General features: G+C 60.1%; 24 protein-coding genes and 2 pseudogenes. 19 read left to right on the forward strand and 7 right to left on the reverse strand.

Annotated elements, in window-relative coordinates; genetic code table 11:
- The first annotated feature begins 19 nt into the window (after positions 1-19).
- From EDF61_RS03735 to EDF61_RS03745, 3 genes and pseudogenes are all read left to right on the forward strand, one after another.
- Positions 20-328, forward strand: coding sequence for a DUF6504 family protein (locus tag EDF61_RS03735; protein WP_286172116.1), 309 nt, complete (start codon positions 20-22; stop codon positions 326-328).
- Between the two features lie 36 nt (positions 329-364).
- Positions 365-3820 carry a DNA polymerase III subunit alpha gene (locus EDF61_RS03740; RefSeq protein WP_133833311.1) on the forward strand — a complete coding sequence of 1152 codons (3456 nt, stop codon included), beginning with the start codon at positions 365-367 and terminating at the stop codon, positions 3818-3820.
- Between the two features lie 103 nt (positions 3821-3923).
- Positions 3924-4304: pseudogene (locus tag EDF61_RS03745) on the forward strand (nucleotidyltransferase family protein); the annotation flags it as partial.
- A 6-nt stretch (positions 4305-4310) separates the two neighbouring features.
- Here the strand turns inward: EDF61_RS03745 and EDF61_RS03750 are convergent.
- Together EDF61_RS03750 and EDF61_RS03755 are read right to left on the reverse strand one after the other, a co-directional pair.
- Positions 4311-4751, reverse strand: coding sequence for a VOC family protein (locus EDF61_RS03750; protein ID WP_105658261.1), 441 nt, complete (start codon positions 4749-4751; stop codon positions 4311-4313).
- A gap of 259 nt (positions 4752-5010) precedes the next feature.
- Positions 5011-6378: an MFS transporter gene (locus tag EDF61_RS03755; RefSeq protein ID WP_133833313.1), complete on the reverse strand. Its 1368-nt coding sequence runs from the start codon at positions 6376-6378 to the stop codon at positions 5011-5013.
- A gap of 80 nt (positions 6379-6458) precedes the next feature.
- On the opposite strand from EDF61_RS03755, the gene EDF61_RS03760 reads away from it, so the two are divergent.
- The 8 genes and pseudogenes from EDF61_RS03760 (at position 6459) to EDF61_RS03790 (ending at position 13393) form a co-directional block, all read left to right on the forward strand.
- A complete protein-coding gene (locus EDF61_RS03760) occupies positions 6459-7094 on the forward strand; it encodes a winged helix-turn-helix domain-containing protein (protein ID WP_105658263.1) in 636 nt (211 codons plus the stop codon).
- 120 nt (positions 7095-7214) lie between these two features.
- Positions 7215-9230, forward strand: a complete 2016-nt coding sequence (gene thrS / locus EDF61_RS03765) for a threonine--tRNA ligase (RefSeq protein ID WP_105658264.1) — start codon at positions 7215-7217, stop codon at positions 9228-9230.
- A 23-nt stretch (positions 9231-9253) separates the two neighbouring features.
- Positions 9254-9820 (forward strand): HIT family protein, encoded by a 567-nt coding sequence (locus tag EDF61_RS03770; protein ID WP_105661379.1) that lies wholly within the window; start codon positions 9254-9256, stop codon positions 9818-9820.
- A 154-nt stretch (positions 9821-9974) separates the two neighbouring features.
- Entirely contained in the window at positions 9975-10331 is a 357-nt protein-coding gene (locus EDF61_RS03775; protein WP_133833314.1) for a hypothetical protein, read from the forward strand.
- Complete coding sequence (locus tag EDF61_RS03780; RefSeq protein WP_133833315.1) at positions 10315-10590, forward strand: hypothetical protein; 276 nt, start codon at positions 10315-10317, stop codon at positions 10588-10590. Before EDF61_RS03775 ends, EDF61_RS03780 begins: the two co-directional genes overlap by 17 nt.
- A gap of 197 nt (positions 10591-10787) precedes the next feature.
- The gene (gene pdxS / locus EDF61_RS03785) at positions 10788-11690 is read left to right on the forward strand and encodes a pyridoxal 5'-phosphate synthase lyase subunit PdxS (protein WP_105658267.1); all 903 of its coding nucleotides are present in this window, start codon (positions 10788-10790) and stop codon (positions 11688-11690) included.
- Positions 11691-12376: 686 nt separating this feature from the next.
- A pseudogene (locus EDF61_RS19155) lies at positions 12377-12517 on the forward strand (DUF4236 domain-containing protein); the annotation flags it as partial.
- A gap of 15 nt (positions 12518-12532) precedes the next feature.
- Positions 12533-13393 (forward strand): tetratricopeptide repeat protein, encoded by an 861-nt coding sequence (locus tag EDF61_RS03790; RefSeq protein WP_286172090.1) that lies wholly within the window; start codon positions 12533-12535, stop codon positions 13391-13393.
- 790 nt (positions 13394-14183) lie between these two features.
- On the opposite strand, the gene EDF61_RS19025 is transcribed toward EDF61_RS03790, so the two are convergent.
- On the reverse strand, positions 14184-14312 hold the full coding sequence (locus tag EDF61_RS19025) for a hypothetical protein (protein WP_286172092.1): 129 nt from the start codon (positions 14310-14312) through the stop codon (positions 14184-14186).
- Here EDF61_RS19025 and EDF61_RS03795 point away from each other — a divergent pair.
- Complete coding sequence (locus EDF61_RS03795) at positions 14311-14871, forward strand: dihydrofolate reductase family protein (protein ID WP_133833317.1); 561 nt, start codon at positions 14311-14313, stop codon at positions 14869-14871. The genes EDF61_RS19025 and EDF61_RS03795 overlap by 2 nt on opposite strands.
- Before the next feature lie 73 nt (positions 14872-14944).
- On the opposite strand, the gene EDF61_RS03800 is transcribed toward EDF61_RS03795, so the two are convergent.
- Together EDF61_RS03800 and EDF61_RS03805 are read right to left on the reverse strand one after the other, a co-directional pair.
- A complete protein-coding gene (locus EDF61_RS03800; RefSeq protein WP_133833318.1) occupies positions 14945-15712 on the reverse strand; it encodes a GNAT family N-acetyltransferase in 768 nt (255 codons plus the stop codon).
- On the reverse strand, positions 15712-17724 hold the full coding sequence (locus EDF61_RS03805) for a M3 family metallopeptidase (protein WP_133833319.1): 2013 nt from the start codon (positions 17722-17724) through the stop codon (positions 15712-15714). The genes EDF61_RS03800 and EDF61_RS03805 overlap by 1 nt, the downstream gene beginning before the upstream one ends.
- A 76-nt stretch (positions 17725-17800) precedes the next feature.
- Here EDF61_RS03805 and EDF61_RS03810 point away from each other — a divergent pair, with 76 nt between their 5' ends.
- Positions 17801-19018 (forward strand): CapA family protein, encoded by a 1218-nt coding sequence (locus tag EDF61_RS03810; RefSeq protein ID WP_133833320.1) that lies wholly within the window; start codon positions 17801-17803, stop codon positions 19016-19018.
- Between the two features lies 1 nt (position 19019).
- Here EDF61_RS03810 and EDF61_RS03815 read toward each other — a convergent pair whose 3' ends face one another.
- Positions 19020-19715: a DUF6226 family protein gene (locus tag EDF61_RS03815; RefSeq protein ID WP_133833321.1), complete on the reverse strand. Its 696-nt coding sequence runs from the start codon at positions 19713-19715 to the stop codon at positions 19020-19022.
- Positions 19699-20532 carry an aldo/keto reductase gene (locus EDF61_RS03820; RefSeq protein WP_133833322.1) on the reverse strand — a complete coding sequence of 278 codons (834 nt, stop codon included), beginning with the start codon at positions 20530-20532 and terminating at the stop codon, positions 19699-19701. Before EDF61_RS03820 ends, EDF61_RS03815 begins: the two co-directional genes overlap by 17 nt.
- Before the next feature lie 159 nt (positions 20533-20691).
- Here EDF61_RS03820 and pdxT point away from each other — a divergent pair, with 159 nt between their 5' ends.
- The 6 genes from pdxT (at position 20692) to yajC (ending at position 25068) form a co-directional block, all read left to right on the forward strand.
- Complete coding sequence (pdxT, locus tag EDF61_RS03825; protein ID WP_105661372.1) at positions 20692-21303, forward strand: pyridoxal 5'-phosphate synthase glutaminase subunit PdxT; 612 nt, start codon at positions 20692-20694, stop codon at positions 21301-21303.
- A gap of 3 nt (positions 21304-21306) precedes the next feature.
- Positions 21307-22065: a YebC/PmpR family DNA-binding transcriptional regulator gene (locus EDF61_RS03830; protein WP_105658275.1), complete on the forward strand. Its 759-nt coding sequence runs from the start codon at positions 21307-21309 to the stop codon at positions 22063-22065.
- A 3-nt stretch (positions 22066-22068) separates the two neighbouring features.
- Entirely contained in the window at positions 22069-22668 is a 600-nt protein-coding gene (gene ruvC, locus EDF61_RS03835) for a crossover junction endodeoxyribonuclease RuvC (protein ID WP_133833323.1), read from the forward strand.
- Positions 22669-22776: 108 nt separating this feature from the next.
- Positions 22777-23394: a Holliday junction branch migration protein RuvA gene (gene ruvA, locus EDF61_RS03840; RefSeq protein ID WP_133833324.1), complete on the forward strand. Its 618-nt coding sequence runs from the start codon at positions 22777-22779 to the stop codon at positions 23392-23394.
- A gap of 26 nt (positions 23395-23420) precedes the next feature.
- Positions 23421-24470: a Holliday junction branch migration DNA helicase RuvB gene (ruvB, locus tag EDF61_RS03845; protein WP_105661370.1), complete on the forward strand. Its 1050-nt coding sequence runs from the start codon at positions 23421-23423 to the stop codon at positions 24468-24470.
- Positions 24471-24657: 187 nt separating this feature from the next.
- Complete coding sequence (gene yajC, locus EDF61_RS03850; protein WP_105661369.1) at positions 24658-25068, forward strand: preprotein translocase subunit YajC; 411 nt, start codon at positions 24658-24660, stop codon at positions 25066-25068.

The raw sequence follows: 25068 nt of genomic DNA on the forward strand, positions 1-25068 counted from the left end.
AAGGAGTGCACACGTGGGGATGTTCACCGAGTCGATCGAGGTTACTCGTGCAGCTGATGGAATGCCGTTGCGCGTGAGCTGGCAAGGGCAGGACTATCGCTTGGTGGCCGAGCCTCAGCGCTGGTTCGAACGCCGCAAATGGTGGGATGAAAACCTGCGGATTCCTCGCGGAGCCGGTGCGGGGATTGCCGACTATGAGATGTGGCGCCTGCAACTGGTCGCGGTGCGCGGATCCCGGCAAGTGCACAGCGTTGATGTGAGTTTTGATGCGCAAACCGAACGGTGGCGTCTGGTGCGTGTGCATGAGTCGCTGGCCCGCAGCGCCTAATTCCCCTGCAGGGGAACATATATTCGAAGGACCTCCATGAGCTTCACCCACCTGAACGTCAGTTCTTCCTATAGCGCCCACTACGGAGTCTCGCACCCAAAGCGGCTGGCCCAAGCGGCCAAAGCGCAGGGTGCCCAGATGCTCGCGCTGACTGACCGGGATGGGCTCTATGGAACGGTCAAGCATGTGGCGGCCTGCATGGCAGAAGGGCTGCACCCGATTCTCGGGGTGAACCTTGCCGTGCTCGATAACCACGGAGAAACCCAAGGGCGGATTGTCCTGCTGGCCCGTGGGCGCTGCAATGGCGCAGGGTATGCGGCGCTGTGCCGAGCCATCACCCTCGCGCACAGCACTGCGCACGGGGTTCCGGGGCTGAAAACCGAGCAGCTGGCACACCTGGGTGCTGCCGGAAACCTGATGATCCTGCTCGGCGGCGAATCAGACGTGGCCCGCGCAATCCTCAAGGGAAGCTACGCCCAAGCCCGGGCACTGCTTGCCAGCTGGAAGAAGCGGCTGGGAAAGATGCTGCGAGTGGAAATCACCACGCACCTCTCCAGCCCTGGATCGCGCTACAGCCTCGGTGAAGCAGCCCGCTTGCTGCGCTACGCCCAGGAGCGGGGGATCAGGGCCGTGCTCACCAACGCCGTGCGCTACGTGGACCCCGATGGAGCGGTTACCGCAGACATCCTGGACTCGGCGCGCGCCCTGCATAGCCTGAAGAACCTGGACTCCTGCCAACCCAATGGCCAAGGGTGGCTGAAAACCCCGCCCCAGATGCGCCAGCTGGCCAAGGAGATCGGCCAAGCCACAGAAAGGAGCTGGGCGCAGCAGCTTTTGCGGGAAACTGAAGCGCTCGCCGAATGGGCAGCGGCGGACCCGGTAGCCGATCTTGGATGGAAGCAGCCGGTGATCCCCGAAGCGAAGATCATCGGCCTGCGCCGTCCGGCCATGCAAGAACTCACCGAGCGAGTCCATGCAGCGGTGCCTGGGCTCTTGCCGCACGCCAATCCCAGCCTCATTGAAAGACAGCTGGCTCTGGAACTTGGGGTGATCGACCGGCTGGACTTCGCCGGGTACTTCCTAACCGTCGCCGAAACCGTCAAGCTGATCACCGGCATGGGAATCCGCGTGGCCGCCCGCGGCTCCGGTGCTTCCTCGCTGGTGAACTACCTGCTGGGCATCAGCCAGGTGAACCCGCTGGCCCACGACCTGGTGTTCGAACGCTTCCTCTCCGATACCCGCACCACCCTGCCGGATATCGACATCGACGTGGAATCCGCACGCCGCCACGAGATCTACCGCGAGATCTTCTCCAGCTTCGGGGAAGAGCGCGTCAGCCTGATGAGCATGCAGAACGCCTACCGTGCGCGCGGCGCGGTCCGTGATGCAGGAGCCGCCCTCGGGGTAGAGCAGGAGCAGGTGGATGAGATCGCGAAGCAGCTCTGGCGCTTCTCCGCATCCTCTTTCCGCGAAGCGCTCACCGAGAAGCCGGAGCTGGCCGCATTGGCAGAACGCATTACCGATGACACCCAGCTCGATATCCTCATCGACGCTACCGAGCGCCTGGACCGGCTGCCCCGGCATATCTCCATGCACCCCTGCGGGGTGATCCTCTCCGACGCGAGCCTGCTGGACCGCACCCCGGTCCAGCCCTCGGGCATCGGACTGCAGATGAGCCAGTTCGACAAGCATGACATGGACCTGATGGGCTTGATCAAGCTCGACGTGCTCGGTGTGCGCATGCAATCGGCCATCGCCTACACGCTCGAGGAGATCGCCCGCATGCACCCGGATAAGCAAGCGGCCGCCCGCGCCGGAGGGCACGCCGACGACAGCTATATCTCCGCTACCGGAGCGATAGACCTGTCCAGGGTGCCACTGGATGACGAACCCACTTTCGAATTGATCCGCTCCACCCATACGCTGGGCTGCTTCCAGATCGAATCCCCGGGGCAGCGCGAACTGATCGGCAAGCTCGCGCCCCGCGAATTCAACGACCTGATCATCGATATTTCCCTGTTCCGCCCGGGTCCCATGCAGTCGAATATGGTCAAGCCCTACCTGGAGCACCGCCACGGATTCGCCCCTGCCCAATACCTCCACGAGGATCTGATTCCGGCGCTCGCCGAAACCCACGGGGTGACCGTCTTCCATGAACAGGTGCTGCGCATGCTTGATGTGCTCACCGGATGCGGATTGGGCATGGCCGATGTCTACCGGCGCCTGCTGGGCAACCCGGAGAAGGAACCAGCCGTAGAGAAACATGTGCGCGCCGAGGCGACCAAGCGCGGTTATAGCCAGGAAACCATTGACCAAGTCTGGGAGGTGCTCTCCGGCTTCGGCTCCTTCGGCTTCTGCAAGGCCCACGGGGCTGCCTTTGCCGTACCTACCTACCACTCGGCCTGGCTCAAGGCGCACCACCCCGAAGCTTTCCTTGCCGGGATCTGGGAGCACGACCCGGGCATGTACCCCAAGCGGCTGCTGGTCTCCGAAGCACGCAGAATGGGCGTTCCCATCCTCCCGCTGGATATCAACCGATCCACCGGGCACTACCGAGTCGAACGAATATTCCAATCCGCTCCAGCGAAGGTACCTGTGGTGCCCCGCGCACCCAGCTCGCTGCGCCCTGGGCGCTATGGAATCCGCCTGGCCTTCCGCGACATCCACCAGATGAGCGAACGCGAAGTACAACGCCTGGTCGCAGGCCAGCCCTATGAGCACCTCGCCGATGTCCGCGCCCGCGCAGGACTCTCGCGACGCACATACCAGAACCTTGCAGCGCTCGGAGTGTTCGATTCCCTATTGTCCGGGACCTCCCGTGCCGACACGATCGCCCACACGCAATCCATGGCGCACAGCTCCCTTCCGGCCAAATACCGGCCGGGACCCGGACAACTTGCCCTGGATCTGGGGCAGATCGAATATATCGACCAGACCGGCAAAGCACTGGATCCCGCGGAAGTAGTACGTACCGAATTGGACCTCATGCATCTGGACGCCAGCGAGCATCTGATCACCTCGTACCGCCAACGGCTGGCGCACCTGCCCATTACGCAGGCAGCCGAGCTGCTGCACCTGCGCAACGGAACCGAAGTTCTGGTCGCCGGGGTACGGGTGGCCACTCAGACTCCTCCCATGCGCGGAGGCAAGCGTGTGGTCTTCATTTCCGTGGATGATGGGACTGGCTGCATCGACGCCACCTTCTTCGATGACACGCAGCAGCGCACAGCGCCCTTGCTCTTCTCCACACGCATGCTGCTCATCCACGGGGTCACACGCCGTACCGGACCGCGCGGCATCTCCCTCCAAGCGCTGAACGCCTGGGACCTGCATCAGCCGGAGACCCTGCCTGCTGCAGGCTACCTCGCGGAGCTCACCCGGCCGCAACCAAGCTATCGGCCAAACCTCGGCGAGGGAGCACGCAAGATCGAAAGTGTCAGGGAACTTGCCAAACGGATGGAAGCTGAAGGCCTGGACCAGAGAGGGGCCTGACGAGCTAGTTCGCTGACAGGGTTTACCTAACAGATACATCGGGTCCAATAGGAGAGATACCTGATGTGAGGGGAGAACGGGCGTAAGCGCAGATGATTGGTGGCTCACTGCAGGTGCACTATCCCAAACAGTTTGGAACGTGCTCGAAGGCAAAGATCCGCAAAGAGGAATTCGTGACTACGACTTCATCTACTTCGATGAAGATACGTCCTGGGAGGCCGAAGATGCGCTCATTCGTGGAGCCAAAGTCCTCTTCAAGGGCATGGACGCAGAAATCGAAGTACGCAACGGAGCATGCGTCCAACTTTGGTACGAAGAGCCCTATGGGGCGCTGGCTATTCCATTCCTCAGCGTCACGGACGCCATCGACCATTTCGCAGCGAAGGCCTGCTGCTTTGCAGGCACTAGTGATGAGCCTGGGCAAATTAGCACCTATGAACCCTGGCCTGAACGGGAACCATCAAGGAAGATCACTGAAAACTGATAATTCTCAAACCGAGGAAACATGCCCATCGGCGTCGACGACAAATGACGGGTTGTGCACAAAATCCCAGCGGAAGCCATCCGGATCAGCCACACAGGCACTCTTGCCGCCCCACGGCTGCACCGTCGGTTCGGTGACAGAAGTCGCTCCCGCATCCAGCGCTCGCCGGTAGTGTCGGTCCACTTCTGCGTCAGAGTGCACGTTGTGTCCCAGTGAGATCGGTGGCGCCAGCTGGCTGTGCCCGACGTCGCCGTACTCGCTGGGCATCTGCTTCACATCCCAGAGGGCGAGCATCAAGCCATAGCCGGCACGGACAAAAGCGATTTCCGGGTGAGCTGGCTGGACCAGCTCAAACCCCAGGCCCTCGGTGTAGAACTTCGTGGAAGCACCGACATCGCGCACTCCGAGGGTAATGGCACTGATGACAGGTGGGGCCGGTTTGTTCATATTACTAGGGTAGGAGGGGTTGAAAATGAAAGCCATGGGTTTGCGGATCTTCCAAGACTTTTCCTGCCTCCTTATAGATAGATCCATTGCTCGTTGCGCAGCGCTTGATACCTCGCCTGGGCAATTGCATCGTCGGCTTGGTGCGTCAATGCAGAAGCATGGCGGTATCTTTTTTCGCTGCTGAAGATTCGCTTCCGGGCTGATCGCTTGAGCCGGAAATCGCTGGGCGACGTGGGATCGGAATTCACTTTGGATACTCCTATTCGGTGGAGGCCGCTGGGGCGGGGGATTGTTGAGGGGCGGATGCGCTGGTGAGTTCGGGCGATGCCGCCATCCAATGCTCAGGACGGGGTATGCGCCGTACCTGCGGTGAGAGCCAGGCCAAGACTGCTGCTAAGGAAACGAATGCCCCGAAAAATATCAGCGTTGGTCCCATGCCGACCGATTCCAGACCAAATCCGGTAAGCAGCGGAGATAAGGGCAAAGCGGCCAGTGCCATAAAGGTGATTAGGGAATTAGCGCGCCCAGACATTTGCTTCGGAATGGAGGCCATGAAGTATCCACCCACCGCAGCGTTGAGAGCTGGAACGCTGAGGAAGCTGATCATCAGCATGGTCCCCATCCAGAGCAGGTTCGTATTAAACCCGATGAGCAGCATGGCTACACCCAAAATGGTGAGACAGGTGCAGGTCAGTAAACCACTGCGGAATTTATCGATGAGCTTCGTTGCGACCAACGATCCGAGCAGCATTCCAGCGCCCATGAAGGTAGAAGTTAACCCGATAACCCAGGGTTCTTCGGAACGCTGTTGAAGTCCGTAGATCAGCGTTGTCATCAGCCCGTTGACGCCGATGTTGACGACCGTAATCAAAATCAGCAGAGCGCGCAGCTGTGGCCGGGAAAAGCACCAGTGCATGCCTGCCAGAATTCCGTGGGCCACTTCCTCTTCGGAATCATTGCTGGTGCCATTGGAATCTTGCCCAGATAGCTTGGCTGCCCGCAATGGACGACGCAGTGCAAATCCACTGGCCGCAGCGATCAGATTCAGGACACTGACGATGAGCAGGGCAATGCCACCGCCTAATCCCAGAAGCACGCCGCCCAGGGGAGCGGAGCCGAGCATCAGCACCGAGTCGCGGCCTTGATTCGCCGCCATCGCGCGGCCGAGCTGTTTGGGGTGTACAAGATCCTTTAGGGCGGCATTAGTTGTCGACCCAAAGTACCCGCCGCGCAGTTCCATAAGGATGTGGGCAAGGCATAAGGAGGCAACCGGCAGTGAACCGACGCTGCTGCCCAGGGCCATGGCTGCCGTGATTGCAGCACCGGCGAAACTTCCTATGAGAATCATCCGAGCCTTGTCGGTACGATCCGCCATGGCTCCGCCGGCCAAAATTACGCTCGCCCGTGCTGCCATTCCCACTGCGGCCAGGGTTCCGGCCAAAACCGGGGACCCCGTAGCGGACAGCAAGATCAAAGGAAAGATGAACCCGTAAATACTGCCCGACAGCAAAGCCGTTGAGTCCGCCAGCAGCCACATCCGGTAGTTGCGCTGCACGCGCAAAGGCGGCAAAGGCTCCGTGATAATCGCTGTGGTGCCTGATGGATCGTTGGCCTGGATGCTGGTCATGGCACCAACTATAGATTCGCAAATAAAGTTGCGCAATAGAATTTGCGCAACTTTATTTGTGGGATTGCTATGCTGTGCTTATGAGCAACCATGAGCCACCGGTCACATTCACCACCCCCATGCTCAAGGCCATCGCAAACCCCTTGCGTCGGCAAATCCTTGACGCGCTTTCGGCAATGGAAACCGCACGCGCGGCAGACCTCGCGCAGGCTCTTGGCGTACCCGCGAACAAGGTCAGTTTCCATCTGCGTGAGCTGGCCAAAGCCGACATGATCGTTGAAGTTCCGGAACTGGCGCGCGATAGGCGTGACCGCGTATGGAAACCTGCGGCTCGCGGCTATACGACCGGCAAAGTGGGAGAGCGCCCGGAGGACCAGACCGGGACGGCCATGGATGCCTACCTCAGCCAAGTGGTCCATGACGAGCAACGCCGCCTGCAAGCGACGCTTCGGCATGCAGAAAGGCACTATCGCGGCGAAGAGCCCGGGGAGATTAAAGCGCAGATGCAAACGAGCAACCTGATGCTTACCCAAGATGAATGCGACGAACTCATGCGCCGCATGGAAGAAGTGATTCCGGCTTTCCGCGAGGATCTGAAAAACGGCAAAGTCACCAGTTCGCAGCCCGCGGGCGATCGTGAAATCTGGCATGTCATGAGCCTGTTCAACGCAGATTCGCTGTTGAACGAGTCACAAGAGGGCGATCAATCTTCGTAAAACCCGAGGTAAACGCACGCTGAGGTGGGGTCCTGAACTAAACTGGATTCTGGCTGGCTGTGGCCAAGGTATGCCACAAGCTATGAAGCCATCACAGATTGAAAGGTAGAACCCGATCTCATGAGCGAGCAGCTGACTCTCACCATTGACGGCGAGCAGGTACAGGTGGACGCGGGAACGACCGGTCTGCAGCATTTTGCCAACGATAAAGACGTGGTTGTCATGCACGTCGATGGCGTATTGCGCGACCTGGCCCGCGAACTGGAAGCCGGAACCACTGTCACCCGCGTAACCATCAATGATCCAGAAGGATTGGAGGTGCTGCGCCACTCGACTGCCCACGTGATGGCCCAGGCTGTGCAGCAGCTGCGCCCGGACTCCAAGCTGGGAATCGGCCCCTACATCACCGACGGTTTCTACTTCGACTTCGATGTCGAGGACCCATTCACCCCAGAAGACTTGAAGCAGCTGGAAAAGATGATGCAGAAGATCATCAACCAGAACCAGCTCTTTGTCCGCCGCGAAGTTTCCCCGGAGGAAGCCAAGGCTGAAATGGCCAACGAGCCATACAAGTGCGAGCTGTTGGCCAAGGCCGACTCCGCCGACACTTCCGGCGAAGGCGTCACCGTTGAGGTGGCCGCTGGCGAAACCACCATCTACGACAACGTGGACCGCAAGTCCGGCGACACTGTCTGGAAGGACCTGTGCCGCGGACCGCACCTGCCGAACACCAAGCTGATCAAGAACGCCTACGCGCTGACTCGCTCGGCTGCCGCCTACTGGCTGGGCAGCGAGAAGAACAAGCAGCTGCAGCGCATCTACGGCACCGCATGGCCAACCAAGGACGACCTGAAGGCCTACCAGGAGCGCCTGGCCGAAGCTGAGCGCCGCGACCACCGCAAGCTCGGTGCCGAACTGGACCTGTTCTCGTTCCCCGATGAGCTGGGCTCGGGCCTGCCGGTGTTCCACCCCAAGGGCGGCATCATCAAGCGCGAGATGGAAGACTACGTGCGCGACCGCCACGTCGAAGAAGGCTTCCAGTACGTGGGCACCCCGCACATCTCCAAGGATGGGCTGTTCCACACCTCGGGCCACCTGCCGTACTACGCGGACACCATGTTCCCTGCGCTGCACATCGATGAAGAGCGCGATGAAGATGGCAACATCACCAAGCAGGGCCAGGAATACCGCCTGAAGGCCATGAACTGCCCGATGCACAACCTGATCTTCCGCGGCCGCGGACGTTCATACCGTGAATTGCCGCTGCGCCTATTCGAATTCGGCCACGTCTACCGCTACGAGAAGTCCGGCGTGGTCCACGGCCTGACCCGCGTGCGCGGTTTCTCCCAGGACGACAGCCACTCCTACGTCACCAAGGAGCAGGCACCGGCCGAGGTTGAGCACCTGCTGAACTTCATGCTCTCGCTGTTGCGCGACTTCGGCATGGACGACTTCTACCTGGAGCTGTCCACCCGTGATCCGGAGTCGGACAAGTTCATCGGCTCGGATGAGCAGTGGGATGAAGCTACGGCCGTGCTGGAGCGCGTCGCCACCGAATCCGGCGTCGAACTGGTTGCCGACCCAGGCGGAGCCGCATTCTACGGTCCGAAGATCTCGGTCCAGGCCAAGGATGCCATCGGCCGTACCTGGCAGATGGGCACCGTGCAGTACGACTTCAACCAGCCAGCGCGCTTCGGTTTGGAGTACCAGGCTGCCGACGGTTCCCGCCAGGAACCAGTGATGATCCACGCTGCGAAGTTCGGTTCCATCGAGCGCTTCCTGGGCGTGCTCACCGAGCACTATGCAGGTGCCTTCCCCGCATGGCTCTCGCCGGTACAGGTTCGCGCGATCCCAGTGGCCGAGGCTTTCAACGACTACCTCGGTGAAGTTGTTGCCAAGCTCAAGGCGCAGGGTGTCCGCGTGGAACTGGATGACTCGACGGATCGCTTCCCGAAGAAGATCCGCAACGCGTCCAAGGACAAGGTTCCATTCGTGCTCATCGCCGGCGGCGAAGATGCCGATGCAAACGCCGTGTCCTTCCGCTTCCGCGATGGCAGCCAGGAGAACCAGGTTCCAGTCGACGATGCGGTAGCCCGCATCGTTGAAGCCATCAAGAGCCGCGACAACAACAACTAGTTCGGATAGGGAGTCCACCAAGCATGCAGGAACAAGCAGACCGGTCCGTCACCGACGACTTTGAACTCGCCGGAGTGCCGGATTCGTTCCAGCGCCTGTGGACTCCCTACCGGATGGCTTATATCAAGGGCGGGCAGGACCAGGTCAAGGATGAGGCCAGTTGCCCATTCTGCGCCGGTCCTGGGCGTACCGACGAAGAAGCGCTGATCGTGCACCGTGGCAAAACCTGCTACGTGATCCTGAATCTGTTCCCGTACAACCCGGGCCACCTGCTCGTGTGCCCGTACCGCCATGTGCCCAACTACACCGATATCACGGTGGAGGAAACGGCAGAAATGGCAGCGCTGGCGCAGCAGTCAATGCGCGTGCTGCGCAAGGTCTCCAACCCCGCCGGTTTCAACCTGGGCATGAACCAGGGCGAAGCCGGGGGAGCAGGCATCGCCGCGCACCTGCATCAGCACATCGTGCCGCGCTGGAACGGGGATGGGAACTTCTTCCCTATCATCGCGCAGACCAAGGCGATCCCGCAGACCTTGTCCGAGGTTCGCAGTGCCATTGCCGAAGCGTGGGACAGCGAAACCCCGAACTAGGCAATAGCTGGTACTTGGGCCCGGCAGAACATGAAAATGTTCTGTCGGGCCCAACGTCATTTAATGCAAAAGCCACGATGTTGGCCTGCTGCAATGCAAGACCAAATAGACTGTTGCGGCATGTTGGAGCAACTTCTTCCGGAAATGAGCATCGTTGAATTTTCCCAGGTCCCCTGAACCAATCGGCACCATCGAAGAAATCCGCGACTGGATTATTAGTGGATCCGAGCATGAAATGCGTTTCGCCATCCAAGGTGCAGCCCGCTACTCAATCGGCATGATTGATCAGCTGCTCGAAGACCTGAGCTACGAGCATGATGCCAACTGCGACAGGTTCCTGCGCGGTTGGCTCGATACCCTGGATCCGCTGGAACGGCTCGCGGCGGCTGTGGCCACCGAGCACCACTACCAATTGAGCCTAGTTGCGATCTCGCAAGCGGCGGACCGGGCATTGGTGCAGGTGATGGAGTCAGTTAAACCGGCAATCGAGGACCTTGCCAAAAATTTTTGAATCCGTCCATCAGCGTGCCAGCGACCCGGACCCCTCCTACACCAAACACTTCACTCCGCGATTGCTGGCATATGCGCAGCAATTGCGCTCCGTAGCCGAAGATATCAACGGCGACGTTCCGCTGGTGCAATTTATGTCTGAGGAAGTGGCGCGCATTGAAGCAGCTAATCCTGAAGGCTACGGTCAGCCAGCAAAATATCAAGTGTCGGATGCAATAGCGTCACGCCAAATATTCACCGGCAAAAAGCACTCTGACTAGTTGTTTAGTAGAGATTGCCAATGTTACGCACTAACTCGTAACTGGTGGATAAATCTACTATCTGCCAATTATGACGCAACACGCGAGGTAATAAAGCAAAGCGATCCTACGATTACTGGCGTACCACCTCGCTTATATCCCCGAAATTCTGGGGCAAAAACGAGTCACCGCAGTGTCGAAAGGAACCCCTCCTCACCATGTCTACGAACAACCAGAACTCCGTCGTCGGTTCGGACCGCGTCAAGCGCGGCATGGCCGAAATGCTCAAGGGCGGCGTCATCATGGACGTAGTCACCCCAGAGCAGGCACGCATCGCTGAAGATGCAGGTGCCGTGGCCGTCATGGCTCTGGAGCGCGTTCCTGCGGACATCCGTGCCCAGGGTGGCGTCTCGCGCATGAGCGACCCGGACATGATCGACGGGATCATCGCCGAGGTCTCCATCCCGGTAATGGCCAAGGCGCGCATCGGCCACTTTGTCGAGGCGCAGATCCTGCAGTCCCTCGGCGTCGACTACATCGACGAGTCCGAGGTCCTTTCGCCAGCAGACTACGAGAACCACATCGATAAGTGGCCTTTTACCGTTCCATTCGTTTGCGGTGCCACCAACCTCGGTGAGGCATTGCGTCGAATCAACGAAGGTGCCGCAATGATCCGCTCGAAGGGCGAAGCCGGCACCGGCGATGTTTCGAACGCCACCGGGCACATGCGCAAGATCCGTGCAGAGATCGCCAAGCTGGCCGCATTGCCGGAAGATGAGCTGTACGTGGCCGCCAAGGAGCTGCAGGCACCGTATGAGCTGGTCAAGGAAATCGCGCAGACCGGCAAGCTGCCGGTAGTGCTGTTCACCGCTGGCGGCATCGCCACCCCGGCCGACGCTGCGATGATGATGCAGCTGGGCGCCGACGGCGTGTTCGTCGGCTCGGGCATCTTCAAGTCCGGCAACCCAGTGCAGCGCGCCGAGGCCATCGTGAAGGCAACCACCTTCTTCGACAACCCGGACGAGCTGGCCAAGATCTCCCGCGGTCTGGGCGAAGCAATGGTCGGCATCAACGTCGCCGACGTGCCAGTGCCTCACCGCCTTTCGGAGCGTGGCTGGTAAGCCCTGAAGTATCAGACAATTCGGGCCCACGTCACCGAGAATTTGGTGGCGTGGGTCTTTGTTTTTAGAGGTCGATTTGGGGCTGGTGCCGTGGACTAAGATTGAGAAGTGCTCCGTCACGGCCAGAGTTGGAGACCACAACCATACGATAGAGGTCATGACGTTGGGCAAGATTGAGCGCGGCGCGGATGGCCATGACACCTCGCATGTTAATGGATGTAACTACTCTTCCAGGCCTGGCGTAGTTGGAATCGTTTGTTGAAATGCTCATCGACTAGTGTCCGCACCAGACCCCGGCCCCGAAGAAAATCAAAAAGCGCCGAAAGAACATCCAAAGAAGTCTTGAAGAGTCAATCGCTCAGTTCCTAGCGACACGTGCGGAATTGTCGGATGAAGCTCATAGACAGATCGCCAAAATTCTCTTTCGCGATCGAGCAAAGGACCGGCATGTACTTCGAGGTCTTGATGATGCCCCGCACTATCCCCAGATTGATTGAGCAGCCTCGAGCAAAAAAGACCGCCTGAAATATTCTGCTCAGCAGGGAGGTAAGCCTGTTTAGGCGTATTACCATCGAATTGAAGTCACTGCCCGTCGCGCTACTTACGAGCAATTACAGTTCAGTGTGGCTGATTGCAATACGGGCAGCAACTCCGACCTAGTTGATGGGGGACCCTTGGGTTTCAGAATGCGGAAGTCTTTCAAGATCGCGCCCGGCGTGCGGATGAACGTTTCGACGAAGAGCCTCGGGCTCTCCGCCGGTGTGAAAGGCGCTCGGATCAGCGCCAATAGTTCTGGTCGGGTCACCAGGACGGTCGGAATCCCCGGAACGGGGATCTCTCATGTGAAAACCGTCCAAGCCGGCGGGCGCTCACGTGCCAGCAAGGCCTCCTCCAGTACCACCGCCGCCGCTCGTACCACACAGGCCCTGGCTAAACCGAAGAAGCCCAAGCCTGGGCTCTTTGCTCCGGCATGGGAGAAGAAGCTGTACAAGCAAGTCGAGGGCGCTGCGAACTCTGCGATGCTCCAGCAAATTGGCAAGGACCATCCAGAAGCAGCTCCGTCGGTAGCAATGGTTGAACTATACCGAGTCTGCCTACCAGCCAGCGATGCCGAGCGATCGCGAGCGATTCTTGACTGGCTGTGGACTGAAGGCTATGACCCAGCAACGGATAAGTTCTTCATCTCCTATGTGGCCGACGGCGAGGTCACAGTCCCGATTGCGACGGGCGTCACCGTCACATTGCCGTTGGAGCGCCAAACGCTTGGCCTCATTCTGGCAGAGTTGGAACAGGACGCAGGCAATGCAGACCGAGCCATCAGCATCGTCGAAGGTCTTGAACCCACTACCGTGGCGGCGGTGTCACTCGCGGAACTCTACGCTGAGACTGACCGGTGGGAAGAGATCATTAACATGACGGACGGGCTCACGAACGATGATGAGCCGTCCACTTACCTGTTGATCCAACGAGGCACCGCGCTGCGGGAACAAGGCTTCTACGAGGCCGCGCGTACTGCTTTTAAAGAGGCACTTCGTATGAGGTCGCGCCCAGCGGAGCTGCGGCATCTGGCGCTGGTGGGGCGAGGGATGAGCTACGCCGCGGATGGGAAGAAGGCCTTGGCCCGTAAAGACTATGAGCGCGTCCTAGCGGAGAACTCTACGTATTCTGGCTTGATGGACCTTCTGACGCAGGTAGCGAACTAAGTTGAATTGACTGAAGGTTCCGAGCGGGATGCTGTGTCGACTCGTTCCAAGGTTCGACCGGAGCAGTCCAATCATTGCAGAATGGGCCCATGTGAACCCTCGCTGCGGTCGTTGGTGATGCCAGCATGGGTGCAGAGAGCGACTCAACCACCGACCGGGGACACCCTGTGCACACTCGAACGCCTATAAGTTCTCGTGTACGAGAGCCATGGCAGACAAATTTCAATCAACCCGACCTCAGCGCCGCAGTACTCGGATCCCAGTGGCCAGCCGTCGACGCTCCTGTCGACAATCGGCTTGCCATCGACAGGCTCGTCGGTTCTTTGTGCATAAAAGAGATCTGAGCAAGGGTACTAGTGAGTCGTATCCAAGAAAAATATCCTTGCGTCGCACATAGCTCACATACAAAGTAGCCAGTGGATCAGGATTCCAGACTAGGCTGGACACCGCTCAATCTTGCACGACGGCATCAACATCGCCGACGTGCCAGTGCCTCACCGCCTTTCGGAGCGCGGCAGGTAGGAACTGCGCTGAGTAGCTGATGACGAGGCCGAAGAAGTGGACAGATCAGTCCATTTCTTCGGCCTCGCTGCTTCTGTGCTGCCGGTAGTGATGCAGGGGCCCGATACGGCACGAGACTGCGATCTAGCCTTTGCCTCCAAGTGTTCTTCCCAGCCAGCATGAATAAACTGATTCCAGGTGGTGCGTTTACGAGCAGCAATCCGTCTCCGGCCCCGCCCAACCAGATTCGCTGCCTGGAATCGCGAGTATCTTGGCGCAACCAGATCACTTACTGCTCGACCGGAGCCGGTGGGACATCGATGGCGACCTGCTGGTGGTGCAGCCCTGGAGCAGGCATGCCGGTAGCGAAGTGCACCCGGAGCCGTGAGCAATTTTCCTGTGGCAGACTATGTGCCATGAGCGAGATTATCTTCGATGCCGCGGTCACTCTCAATGGATACTTGGCCGACGAGAACCATAGCCTGCAATGGCTCTTTGACGTTCCGGGGTCCCAAGAGCCTGATCCGGAACTATTGCCTGAAAACGTTGGTGTGCATGTCGAAGGCGCGAACACCTATATGTGGATGATCGAGAATGAACAGCTCATGGAAAATCCGCAAAAGTGGCATGAATACTATCCGGGGGTCAAGACCTATGTCTTCACTTCGAGGGAGCTGCCCATTCCAGAAGGGGCTGATGTGCAGCTGCTGAACGGGCCAGTTGCGCAGTTCTTGCCGGTAATTCGCGACAGCGCAGGGGAGAAGAATGTTTGGGTACTTGGCGGCGGTGAACTGCTGGGGCAATTCCTGGATGTCGATGCCCTCGATGTCTTGGCATTGACTATCGCCCCGGCCGCGCTATCGTCGGGTGCGCCCGTATTGCCACGAACTATTTCCAGCGAGAGCCTCGAACTGGTTGAAGCGCGGCAAGCCGGACCTTTCGCCCGGCTTGTCTATCGAGTCAACAAATCGCGGTAAGGCCATTCGAGAAAGCCCAGCCGGTCACGGAACGTCCCGTGACCGGCTGAGCTTTCTCGTTATCACTGGCTGGCTACTGGTTCCAGGAGCGCAGAACCATATGGCGTCCACGTCCCAGCAGCTTCAGGCCGTTCGCACTGAAGAAATCGGCACTTGACGGAGTCGCTGCTGCCAATAGCTCCTGAGGTACCTCATCGTCTGGCGGCGACAGCGGATTGATCATTGATCGCGACAGGCCATGGAGCAAGGCAGTGCCAACGCCATGGCGGCGATGTTCCTTGCCTACGGCCAAGGAATGCACCATGAGCTGGCCGTTCAGGCCCTGCTGGGCAAAGCCCCGGCCCACGATCTCTCCCTCGTCGGTACGAGCCAAGGCATGCTCGACGCGGCGCAATGCCGGATGCCCGCTGGAGAGCTGGGTGCTGGTCTCGCGCCAAAGGTTCGTCACATTCAGCTCGGCCGCATCAGCTCCCGTGGCCTCAGACACGTTATTGCCCAAGCGGATCTTGCCGGTCCAACGATCCATTGGAATGGCCAATGGGCCGGCATGCCAGGAAACCTGGGCATTATCGGAGAAGCCGGTCGCCCTCAGCTCATCCGCGTGGGCGCCTGAGTTAACCCAAGCTTCCACACGCCGGGCGCCGAGCCGATGGCCTTCGGCTAGCGCCGGACGCAGGCCCGCCTGTTCTGGCTGTTCGGGGAACAGCAGGATCAGCCGCTTGCGTACTGGCTGCCATGCCCATGAGCATCCGTGGGTGGTAAAGATCTTGCCGCCGGTGGCGACTGCAAGTGCCTGATGCCAGTGGCTTAGTGCTTCCTGTGCGGAGGCAATAGTGGTCATTATTCTGCGTTCACCAATCCTCGACGGCGCAACAACGGTTCAACCAATGCGGTGCGGCCGCGGAATAATTCGTAGGACTCAAGGGGATCGCGCGTATTGCCGCGCGAAAGCAGTTCCTCACGGAACCGATTACCATTTTCGCGCATTAAGCCCCCATTTTCCTCGAACCACTGCACAGTGTCGGCATCGAGCACCTCACTCCAGATGTAGGAGTAGTAGCCAGCGGAGTATCCATTGGCGAAAATGTGCTGGAAATAACCGGTGCGGTAGCGAGGCGGAATCATTGCGGAGTCGAAGCCGGCGCCCTGAAGCACGTCCTGTTCGAACTGCAGTGGATCCTCGATAACAGTCCCGGCGCTGATGGTGTGCCAGGCCCAATCAAGGACACTGGCGGCAAGGTACTCAGTGGTTGCAAAACCCTGGCCCCATAGTGAAGCCGCGCGGATCTTCTCGATCAGCGCGTCGTCCAATACTTCGCCGCTTTGGTGGTGGATAGCATAACCGGATACGACATCCTCGTGGAGCATCCACATCTCGTTGACCTGCGATGGGAACTCCACGAAATCGCGGGGGACCGAGGTGCCAGAAAGCGAAGCGTACTTTCCGCGGGAGAACATCCCGTGCAGCGCATGGCCGAACTCGTGGAACAGCGTATTTGCCTCATCCATGGACAGCAGAACCGGATCACCCGGCGCAGGCGGGGTGATGTTCAAGGTATTCGTGACGATCGGCCGCTCATCCAGGAACGAAGCGGCATCGCGCAGGCTGGTCATCCATGCACCACCCTTCTTGGTATCCCTGGTCAGGTAGTCGCCGGTGTAGAGCGCCAGCGGCTTGCCATCGGCGTCGAAAACTTCGAAGACCCGAACATCCTGGTGGTAGGCGGGAAGGTCGAACCGCTCGCTGAAGGTAATACCAAACAGCTTGGTAGCGGTCGCGAAGACGCCATCGACCAGGACCCGGTCTAATTCGAAGTAGTTGCGCAGTGCCTCGGAATCCACCGAGTACTCCTCACGCAAGACCTGGTTGGAGAAGTATTTCCAATCCCACGCGTTGATTTCGGCACCGGCGATCTTGCCCAGCACCTGGGCTTCCTGGCGGGCATTTGCGGTGGCGGCCTTGGTTAGCTCGGCCAGCCGTTCTTCCACCGCAGCGGTGGAAGGTGCAGTGGCCTGGGCGAGCACGGTTTCTGCATGGTTGGCGAATCCGAGCAGAGCGGCGCGCTCAGCGCGAAGCTGTGCCATTTCGGCAGCCACATGAATGGTCGCGTTTTCCTCGGTGCCACGGCTGATCGAGGCATTGAACACCTTGCGGCGGGACTGGCTTGACGCGAGCGACTCCAGGACCGGTTGCTGGGTAGGCGAAACCAGCGTCAGCAAGTATCCCGATGCGTGGCCTGCTTGCTTGGCGGCTTGCGCAGCGGACTCGATCGCTTGGCTGGAAAGACCTGCGAGTTCCTCAGCATCGTCGAAGTGCACAGCGTGGGCATTCTGATTTTCCAGGACGAGGTCAGCGAACTGCGTGGAAAGCTCAGCGAGTTTGGCGTTCAGTGCCTTCAACTGGTCCTTTTCGGCGTCGCCCAAGCCTGCGCCGGCCAATTGGAAATTCTTCAGCGTTTGCTCCACTAGACGGGCATCTTCACCCTGGAGACCCTCATAATTCAAAGCTTGTAGACGCAAGTACAAGGTTTGGTTTAGGTAAATCTCATCTTCTTGCCTAGTCCAGATCGAAGAAATCTCCGACTGAATCGCCCGCAGATCTTCGGTGCCGTGGGCGGAAATCACCGCGAAATACGTCATGAGCGCACGGCGCAGGGTCTGCCCGCTGGCTTCCAGCGCCAAGAAAGTGTTCTCAAAAGTGGGAGCCTGGGCATCGTCGATGATGCGCTGCAGCTCCTCACGCTGTTCGGCTGCGCCGAGCCGGACTGCCTCCAGGTAATGCTCAGCGGTGAGCTGGTCGAAGGCTGGCCATTGGTAGGGCCTGGTACTGTGAGTCAGAAGCGGGTTTTGCATAGGCCTAGGTTTTCATGGAAAACGTGATTTAGCTTGCATTTACACCCCAGATGCCCAGCTGAGCTAGGCTCGATGCATGCCCCAACGTGCACTGCCTGCATTTCTTCCGCTGAGCTCAACGCTGCTGGCCGCATTGCTGATTGGCGGTTGCTCTGCAGTCCCAAGCGATCACGCAGAACCAGCAACCCCGCAGCCTTCCGTCCAGGCCAGCGTTCCTGCCTCGCCGGAACCGGCTCCGAGTTCAGCCATAGCGGATGCCCCGGCCGCACCTTCGGCGCCCGAAGAGCTATCGCTGATGGTTACCGGCGATGTACTGCTGCATCCGCAGCTATTGGATGAAGCGAAGCAAGCGGCTGGAGCGGAAACGGGCAACGGCGGGGACTACGATTTCAGCCCCTTGCTTGCGGGCCTGGCACCCTATGTCCAGGACGCAGATGTGGCGCTATGCAATCTGGAAACACCGATTGGCATCCCTCCGTATTCGGGGTATCCGCGGTTCACGGTCCCAGATCGAATCCTGGCCGACCTCGGCGCAATTGGCTACGACGGATGCACCACCGCCACCAATCACACGGTAGATGCCGGGACGGCCGGAGTAGAGCGAACGCTGGACGCTCTGGAAGCGAATGGGCTTTTCGCGACCGGCTCCTACCGCAGTGAAAAAGAATCCGAGAAGCCATCGATCCTGGACATGGAAGGCGTGAAGCTCGGTGTAGTAACCAGCACCTATTCGCTCAATGGCTTGCCGGAAGAAGCTGACTGGCAAGTCGATACCGGGGTGGATGCGCAGCAACTGATCGCCAGGGGCAAGGCAATGCGCAAGGCGGGAGCGGACATCGTCGTGGCTGCCGTGCACGATGGGGCTGAATACAGCACCGAACCGACAGCGTCCCAGAAAAGGCTCGGTCGAGCCTTGGCAGAGTCCGGTGTCTTCGATTTCATCTACATGCACCACACCCACTCGGTATTGCCCATTGAGAAGCACGACGGAACCTGGATCGTCTACGGTTTGGGCAATTCCGTGGCAAAACACGCCACACCAACCATTCTCAACCGCGAAGGCATCAGCGTAAAGGCAACGTTTACCCAGGGAGCGCCCGGCGAATGGGATGTCAGCGAATTGCGGTGGGTACCGCACCAGCTCTCAAATAAACCTGTGGCCTGGTGCCAAGTCTTCGATGCTGCTGGATGCATACGGGAAGATGAAGCAAAAGCCTCCTTGAAGCGCAGCGAGGCCACAGTGAATGCCTATGGCGCATTCGACGACGGACTTCGAGAGTGGACGCTGGACTGACCTAGCGCAATGGCCAAGGTGCCCACACGCGGCTTGAGGGAAGAATTGCGCGTGCTCTGGCTAGCCGTGCCGGCGATATGTCTTCGAGGCCGCGGGACTGCTCGCCGAATCCTGTCCCGTCAACGTCGAAACAGTGCACGAGGCGGTCCATGCCTCGATCCAGGAACTCGCCGAATCCTCCGGACGCGGCGGCACTCACCTGGATCTCGAGTTCCTCAAGGATTTCTGGGACAACTTCGTCGCATCCATCGCAGCCGCACGGCGGAAATGTCGCGCGGTACAACGCGCCGAGCTCCAGGTGCACCGCGGGAAACGTGGTGAAGACCATGCCCAGTGGCGCGCAGCGCGAATCCATCGGAAATACGCGAACAGAGCGCACCACATGGCCCGGTTGAATCCGCATGTGCCTGGCCAGCCCGGGATCTTCGAAGCAACGCACCTCGAACTGCTCGCGCAGGCAATCCAGCAACGCCTGGGCTACCTGCGGCACCGGGGCAAAGCGTTGCACATGGGAGGTCAGCGAATAGCTCTCCGCTGGAGGCTGCTCATCCCAGCGCTGGCCATAGGGGATCAGCGCACCGTGCTCGTCGAAGTAATCCGCCACTTCGATATCTGGGCGCTGGTAGCCGTGAAGCATGTTCGGGTTCTCCGTTTCTGCCGCATGCAGGTATTGCGGGAATTCAGTGCCCGAACTCATCCGAATCGGTGAAGGGGCCAGCACCAGTATCCATGGCATTGATGGCGGCCATTTCCGCCTGGGTGAGCTGGAAGTCGAAAATGTCCAGGTTCTCGCTCTGCCGCCGCTGGTCTGCCGATTTCGGTGCCGCTGCCCGCCCGGACTGGACATGCCAGCGCAAGGTCACCTGCGCGCTGCTCTTCCCATGCGCTTGGGCGATCCGGACCAGGGCAGGATGTGAAAGGAGTCCAGATTTCTTGCGTCCCAGCGGGGAATAGGCTTCGGTCCGAACGCCATGCTCGGTGTTGAAACCTTGCCATTCGACGCTTTGCCGTTCAGGATCAACCTGGATCTGGTTCAGCGCCGGCACGAGCCCCGAATCCAGGACGTTCTGCAGCTGGTAGGGCTTGAAGTTCGAGACTCCCGCAGCCCGGATCTTGCCCTCGTCTACTAGTTTGCCCAGCTCAGTGAAGGCTTCGACATAGGTGTTCTGCTGGGGGTTGGGCCAGTGGATCAAGAGCAGATCCACATACTCAAGACCCAAGCGGTCCAGGGAGTTCTCCAACGCCTGGCGCACGCCTTGGGTCGAATGCCATTGCTTGTTGAATTTGGTGGTTACGAAAATTTCATCGCGATGAAGCCGGCTCTGTGCCAGGGCCTTGCCCACGGCGTCCTCATTCTCGTAGTTCTCCGCTGTATCAATGCGGCGGTAGCCCACGTCGAGGGCGGACAGCACCGCTGCGGCCGCCTCGTATCCACGCATGGGCCACGTGCCCAAACCGATCGAGGGCATGCTCACGCCGCCGGCAAGTTCGAGGGAAGAAATATCAGCAATCATGTCCTTGAACCTACCAAGTTCCACCACTTGCCGGGAGGCGGCGTCGAAGAATCCGCGACACACCGGGAAACAAAACAGGACCACGGCGTCTCTGGGTTTAACGTTATTTCGGCGCATTTTTCGTGCTGCCAACCACTGAACACCATGAAGGTTAGAACCATGCCGAAAATAGGCGTCCTCGCTCTGCAAGGGGATTTCCGCGAACATCTGGCCTCTTTGGAACGGCTCGGGCAGCGCACGCACATGGTGCGCACCGTCGTCGATTTGGAGCAGGTTGACGCGCTGGTGATTCCCGGCGGCGAGTCCTCGGTGATTGACCGGCTGTCCCGCAACTACGGGCTAGCTGGTCCCATCAAGGAGCGCATCGCAGCAGGCATGCCAGCCTACGGCTCCTGCGCCGGAATGATCATGCTGGCCGATCGCATCGAGAACCCTGCAATCTCGCGAGATGGCGCGGTACAGCAAAGCTTCGGCGGCATCGACATGACGGTCAAGCGCAACGCGTTCGGGCGCCAGATCGACTCATTCGAGCACCAGCTGGACTTCAACGGGCAAAATCTCGAAGCGGTGTTCATCCGCGCACCGGAAGCCGTGCAAATTGGCCCGGACGTGCAAGTGATCAGCACCGTTCAAGCGGGGACGGATCACGAACAGGGTAGAATTGTTGCAGTACGCCAGGGAAAATTGTTGGCAACCAGCTTTCACCCGGAAGTCACCGGCAGCACCGCTATCCACCAATTTTTCATCAATCTCACGCGAGGAGACGCTTAAAGCATGTCAGGCCACTCCAAATGGGCAACTACCAAGCACAAGAAGGCCGCGATCGACGCCAAGCGCGCCAAGGCCTTCGCAAAATTCATCAAGGGCATTGAAGTTGCCGCCCGTGCCGGCGGCGCCGACATGGCCGGCAACCCGGCGCTGGAACTTGCTGTCAGCAAGGCCAAGAAGAACTCCGTGCCGATCAACAACATCGACCGCGCCGTCAAGCGCGGCGCTGGCCTGACCGGCGAGGTCGTCGACTACACCGAGATCATCTATGAAGCACGCGGCCCGCAGGGCTCGGCCCTGCTGATCGAGTGCCTGACCGACAACAAGAACCGTGCAGCCTCCGAGGTGCGCGTGGGCATCACCCGCAACGGCGGCACCATCGCCGACCCGGGTTCGGTCGCCTACCTGTTCAACCGCCAGGGCGTTGTCCGCCTGCCCAAGGGCGAGCTGACCGAAGACGACCTGCTGATGGTCGTGCTGGACGCCGGTGCCGACGAGATCATGGACGAGGACGAGAACTTCGCCATCGTCTGCGACCCTTCGGACCTGCGCGCTGTGGCCGCTGCGCTGGATGAAGCGGACATCGCCTACGAGTCCGACGAAATGGAATTCATTCCATCGATGAAGGTCGACCTGGACGTTGAAGGAGCTCGCAAGTTCCTCAAGCTCTACGACGCGCTGGAAGAACTGGATGATGTCCAGGGCATCTACACCAACGCTGATCTGTCCGACGAGGTTCGCGCCGCGCTGGACGAAGAGCAGTAAGGCTTGCCCTTACGTGTTGTTGGCGTCGATCCCGGCCTGACCCGTTGCGGTCTTGCCGTGGTCGACGTCGCTGCAAACAGGCAAGTTTCGCTGGTGGACGTCACCGTCGCCGGCACCCCTCCGGGCACTCCGCTCGATGCCCGGCTCTTGAAGATCGCCAACGCCATCGACGAATGGCTGGATCTGCATCAGCCCGATGTGCTCGCCTTGGAACGCGTGTTCGCATCGGCGAACGTCTCCACCGTCATCGGCACCGCGCAGGTCACCGGCGTTGTCATCACCGCGGCAGCGCGACGCGGAATACCCGTGGCCCTGCACACGCCGACCGAGGTCAAGGCGGCGGTTACCGGTTCGGGACAGGCCACCAAGGCGGCGATCGGCAAGATGGTTGCCAAGATCTGCCGGCTCGATGAACCGCCTAAGCCTGCCGACGCCGCTGATGCGGTGGCCTTGGCGATTACCCACGGCTGGCGCGGTGCGGCCACCGGCTCGAATGCCTCGGCCTCCGCGGCTAATGCCGGTGGTTCGTCGCAGCTGACCGGTGCGCAGCAGGCGTGGATTGCCGCCGAGGCGTCGGCCAAGCGCCGTGCAGTGCGCCGCTAGCCGGCCAGCACGGCAGCGGCCCCGACCCACCGGGGAACGCGGCGGATCGATATTCGTAGGTATCTTCGATAAACTGGGTTCGATCGAACATATATCCCAAGGAGTGGCATGATCAGCTCATTGACCGGCACCGTGCAGGCGGTAGCCCTGAATACCGCGGTAATTGACGTTAACGGCTTCGGGATGCTGGTCAATGCCACCCCCGGGACGCTGTCCACCCTGCAGGCAGGACGCGAGGCAACGGTATTCACCTCCATGGTGGTCCGCGAGGATTCGATGACCCTCTTCGGCTTCGCTACCGCTGAGGAACGCGATGTCTTCGAGGTCCTGGTTTCCGTATCGGGCATCGGGCCACGCACCGGCTTGGCCATCTTGGCGGTGCACTCTCCGGAGGAAGTCCGCATCGCGGCGAACACCAAGGACACCGCCGCTTTCACCAAGGTATCGGGCATTGGCCCCAAGGGCGCGAGCCGCATCGTGCTGGAACTGAACGGCAAGCTGATCCCGACTGGCGCGCCAGTGGCCCCGGTTTCCGGCGGCGGCAACGCGAGCGTCTGGGAACCGCAGGTGATCGACGCGCTGACCGGCCTGGGCTGGAGCGAAAAGGATGCAACCAGCACCCTGAAATCGCTGTCCAAGGCTGATCCAGATGTCGTTGCCACCGGCAACGTCGCAGAAATCTTGCGTGCTGCACTGCGCAGCATGTCCAGCGGAACCCGCGCCTAAGCGGTCTGCGAGAGGATCAACTGATCATGAATGACTCCACCGGGCTCACGAATGCCGGCAGCGAACCCGAGGAACGGGTAATCGAAGCGGCCCTGCGCCCGCGGAACCTCGACGACTTCGTGGGCCAGTCCCGAGTGCGCCAGCAGCTCTCGCTGGTGCTTGAAGCAGCGAAAATCCGCGAACGCACCGCGGACCACGTTCTGCTCTCTGGCCCGCCGGGCCTGGGCAAGACCACCTTGTCGATGATTATCGCCGCCGAGATGAACGCGCCATTGCGCATTTCCTCCGGCCCAGCCATCCAGCATGCCGGTGACTTGGCCGCGATCCTCTCGTCGTTGACCGAAGGCGAGGTGCTGTTCCTCGATGAAATCCACCGCATGTCCCGGCCGGCCGAGGAAATGCTCTACATGGCCATGGAAGACTTCCGCGTAGATATCATCGTCGGAAAGGGCGCCGGCGCCACGGCCATTCCACTGGAGCTTCCGCCCTTCACTCTCGTTGGCGCAACCACGCGCGCCGGACTATTGCCCGGCCCGTTGCGTGACCGCTTCGGCTTCACTGGCCATCTGGAGTTCTACGCGGTCAAGGAGCTTGAACTGGTTTTGCGCCGTTCGGCCATGATGCTTGATCTGAGCGTCACTTCGGCCGCGTTCACCGAGATCGCCGGACGCTCCCGCGGTACGCCCCGTATCGCCAACCGCCTGCTGCGCCGCGTGCGTGACTGGGCGCTGGTGCATAAGCTCGAAGAGATCGATGCCCAAGCGGCCGAGGCCGCCTTGGACATGTACGAGGTCGATGCACGTGGCCTTGATCGCCTCGACCGGGGTGTGCTCGAAGCCTTGTGCACCAAATTCGGCGGGGGACCGGTGGGGCTATCGACCCTGGCCATCGCCGTGGGTGAAGAAACCGAAACCGTCGAAACTGTCGCAGAGCCATACCTGGTGCGTGAAGGGCTGATGGGCCGGACCCCGCGCGGTCGTATTGCCATGCCCGGAGCCTGGGCGCATTTGGGCTTGGCGATGCCAAAGGATGCCATCTTCGCCAGTGCGCAAAGCTATGAAAACGATGAGGATTAGGCAAGCATTACTTCACTGCCCGCGTAAATGGTCTGCCGGTTCACCGTGACGCATTAGACTAAAGACGCCCGACCTATGCCCGTTTCGGGGCGAGGTGGGGCGTCTTTGCTGTATTTCGCCAGAAATAGCCGCAACAGCATCCCAGAACTTCAGATCAAATCGCAACAATTCGTTAGCAGGTAAATACGTGAATCCCCTCGTAATCGCTCAGGCCGCTGGTGGCGGCTTCAACCCTTCGCTGATCCTGATGGTCGCGCTGTTCGCAGTGCTGATCTTCATGATGTTCCGTGGCCGCAAGAAGCAGTCCGCCCAGCAGGAGAAGCTGAAGAACAACACCGTGCCAGGCGCCAAGGTGATGACCAACTCGGGTATCTTCGGCACCGTCGTCGGCGTTGACGCAGAGGATCGCGTCCAGGTCGAGGTCGCGCCGGGCGTAGTGCTGAACCTGCACCGCCAGGCCATTGCCACCTTCCTGGACAAGGATGCAGCAACCCCGGCCGTGGCCGACGGCGCTGCAGAATCCACCAGCACCACCGAAACCCCAGAAGAGTCCCTGCGTCGCCTGAACGATGAGGGCAAGGACGAGCGCAACGCCTAA

Origin of the sequence: Arthrobacter sp. JUb115, assembly GCF_004365035.1 — a bacterium.
In the GTDB taxonomy this organism is placed as follows: Bacteria; Actinomycetota; Actinomycetes; order Actinomycetales; family Micrococcaceae; genus Glutamicibacter.

Coding starts and splice junctions, on each gene's coding strand:
- EDF61_RS03805 (WP_133833319.1), bottom strand. CDS start 17,724: ATGCAAAACCCGCTTCTGACTCACAGTACCAGGCCCTACCAATGGCCA.
- EDF61_RS19025 (WP_286172092.1), bottom strand. CDS start 14,312: ATGGCACATAGTCTGCCACAGGAAAATTGCTCACGGCTCCGGGTGCAC.
- pdxS (WP_105658267.1), top strand. CDS start 10,788: ATGTCTACGAACAACCAGAACTCCGTCGTCGGTTCGGACCGCGTCAAG.
- EDF61_RS03815 (WP_133833321.1), bottom strand. CDS start 19,715: ATGAGTTCGGGCACTGAATTCCCGCAATACCTGCATGCGGCAGAAACG.
- EDF61_RS03740 (WP_133833311.1), top strand. CDS start 365: ATGAGCTTCACCCACCTGAACGTCAGTTCTTCCTATAGCGCCCACTAC.
- EDF61_RS03760 (WP_105658263.1), top strand. CDS start 6,459: ATGAGCAACCATGAGCCACCGGTCACATTCACCACCCCCATGCTCAAG.
- EDF61_RS03770 (WP_105661379.1), top strand. CDS start 9,254: ATGCAGGAACAAGCAGACCGGTCCGTCACCGACGACTTTGAACTCGCC.
- EDF61_RS03795 (WP_133833317.1), top strand. CDS start 14,311: ATGAGCGAGATTATCTTCGATGCCGCGGTCACTCTCAATGGATACTTG.
- EDF61_RS03830 (WP_105658275.1), top strand. CDS start 21,307: ATGTCAGGCCACTCCAAATGGGCAACTACCAAGCACAAGAAGGCCGCG.
- EDF61_RS03800 (WP_133833318.1), bottom strand. CDS start 15,712: ATGACCACTATTGCCTCCGCACAGGAAGCACTAAGCCACTGGCATCAG.
- EDF61_RS03820 (WP_133833322.1), bottom strand. CDS start 20,532: ATGATTGCTGATATTTCTTCCCTCGAACTTGCCGGCGGCGTGAGCATG.
- pdxT (WP_105661372.1), top strand. CDS start 20,692: ATGCCGAAAATAGGCGTCCTCGCTCTGCAAGGGGATTTCCGCGAACAT.
- ruvB (WP_105661370.1), top strand. CDS start 23,421: ATGAATGACTCCACCGGGCTCACGAATGCCGGCAGCGAACCCGAGGAA.
- thrS (WP_105658264.1), top strand. CDS start 7,215: ATGAGCGAGCAGCTGACTCTCACCATTGACGGCGAGCAGGTACAGGTG.
- EDF61_RS03755 (WP_133833313.1), bottom strand. CDS start 6,378: ATGACCAGCATCCAGGCCAACGATCCATCAGGCACCACAGCGATTATC.
- EDF61_RS03735 (WP_286172116.1), top strand. CDS start 20: ATGTTCACCGAGTCGATCGAGGTTACTCGTGCAGCTGATGGAATGCCG.
- EDF61_RS03750 (WP_105658261.1), bottom strand. CDS start 4,751: ATGAACAAACCGGCCCCACCTGTCATCAGTGCCATTACCCTCGGAGTG.
- EDF61_RS03810 (WP_133833320.1), top strand. CDS start 17,801: ATGCCCCAACGTGCACTGCCTGCATTTCTTCCGCTGAGCTCAACGCTG.
- ruvA (WP_133833324.1), top strand. CDS start 22,777: ATGATCAGCTCATTGACCGGCACCGTGCAGGCGGTAGCCCTGAATACC.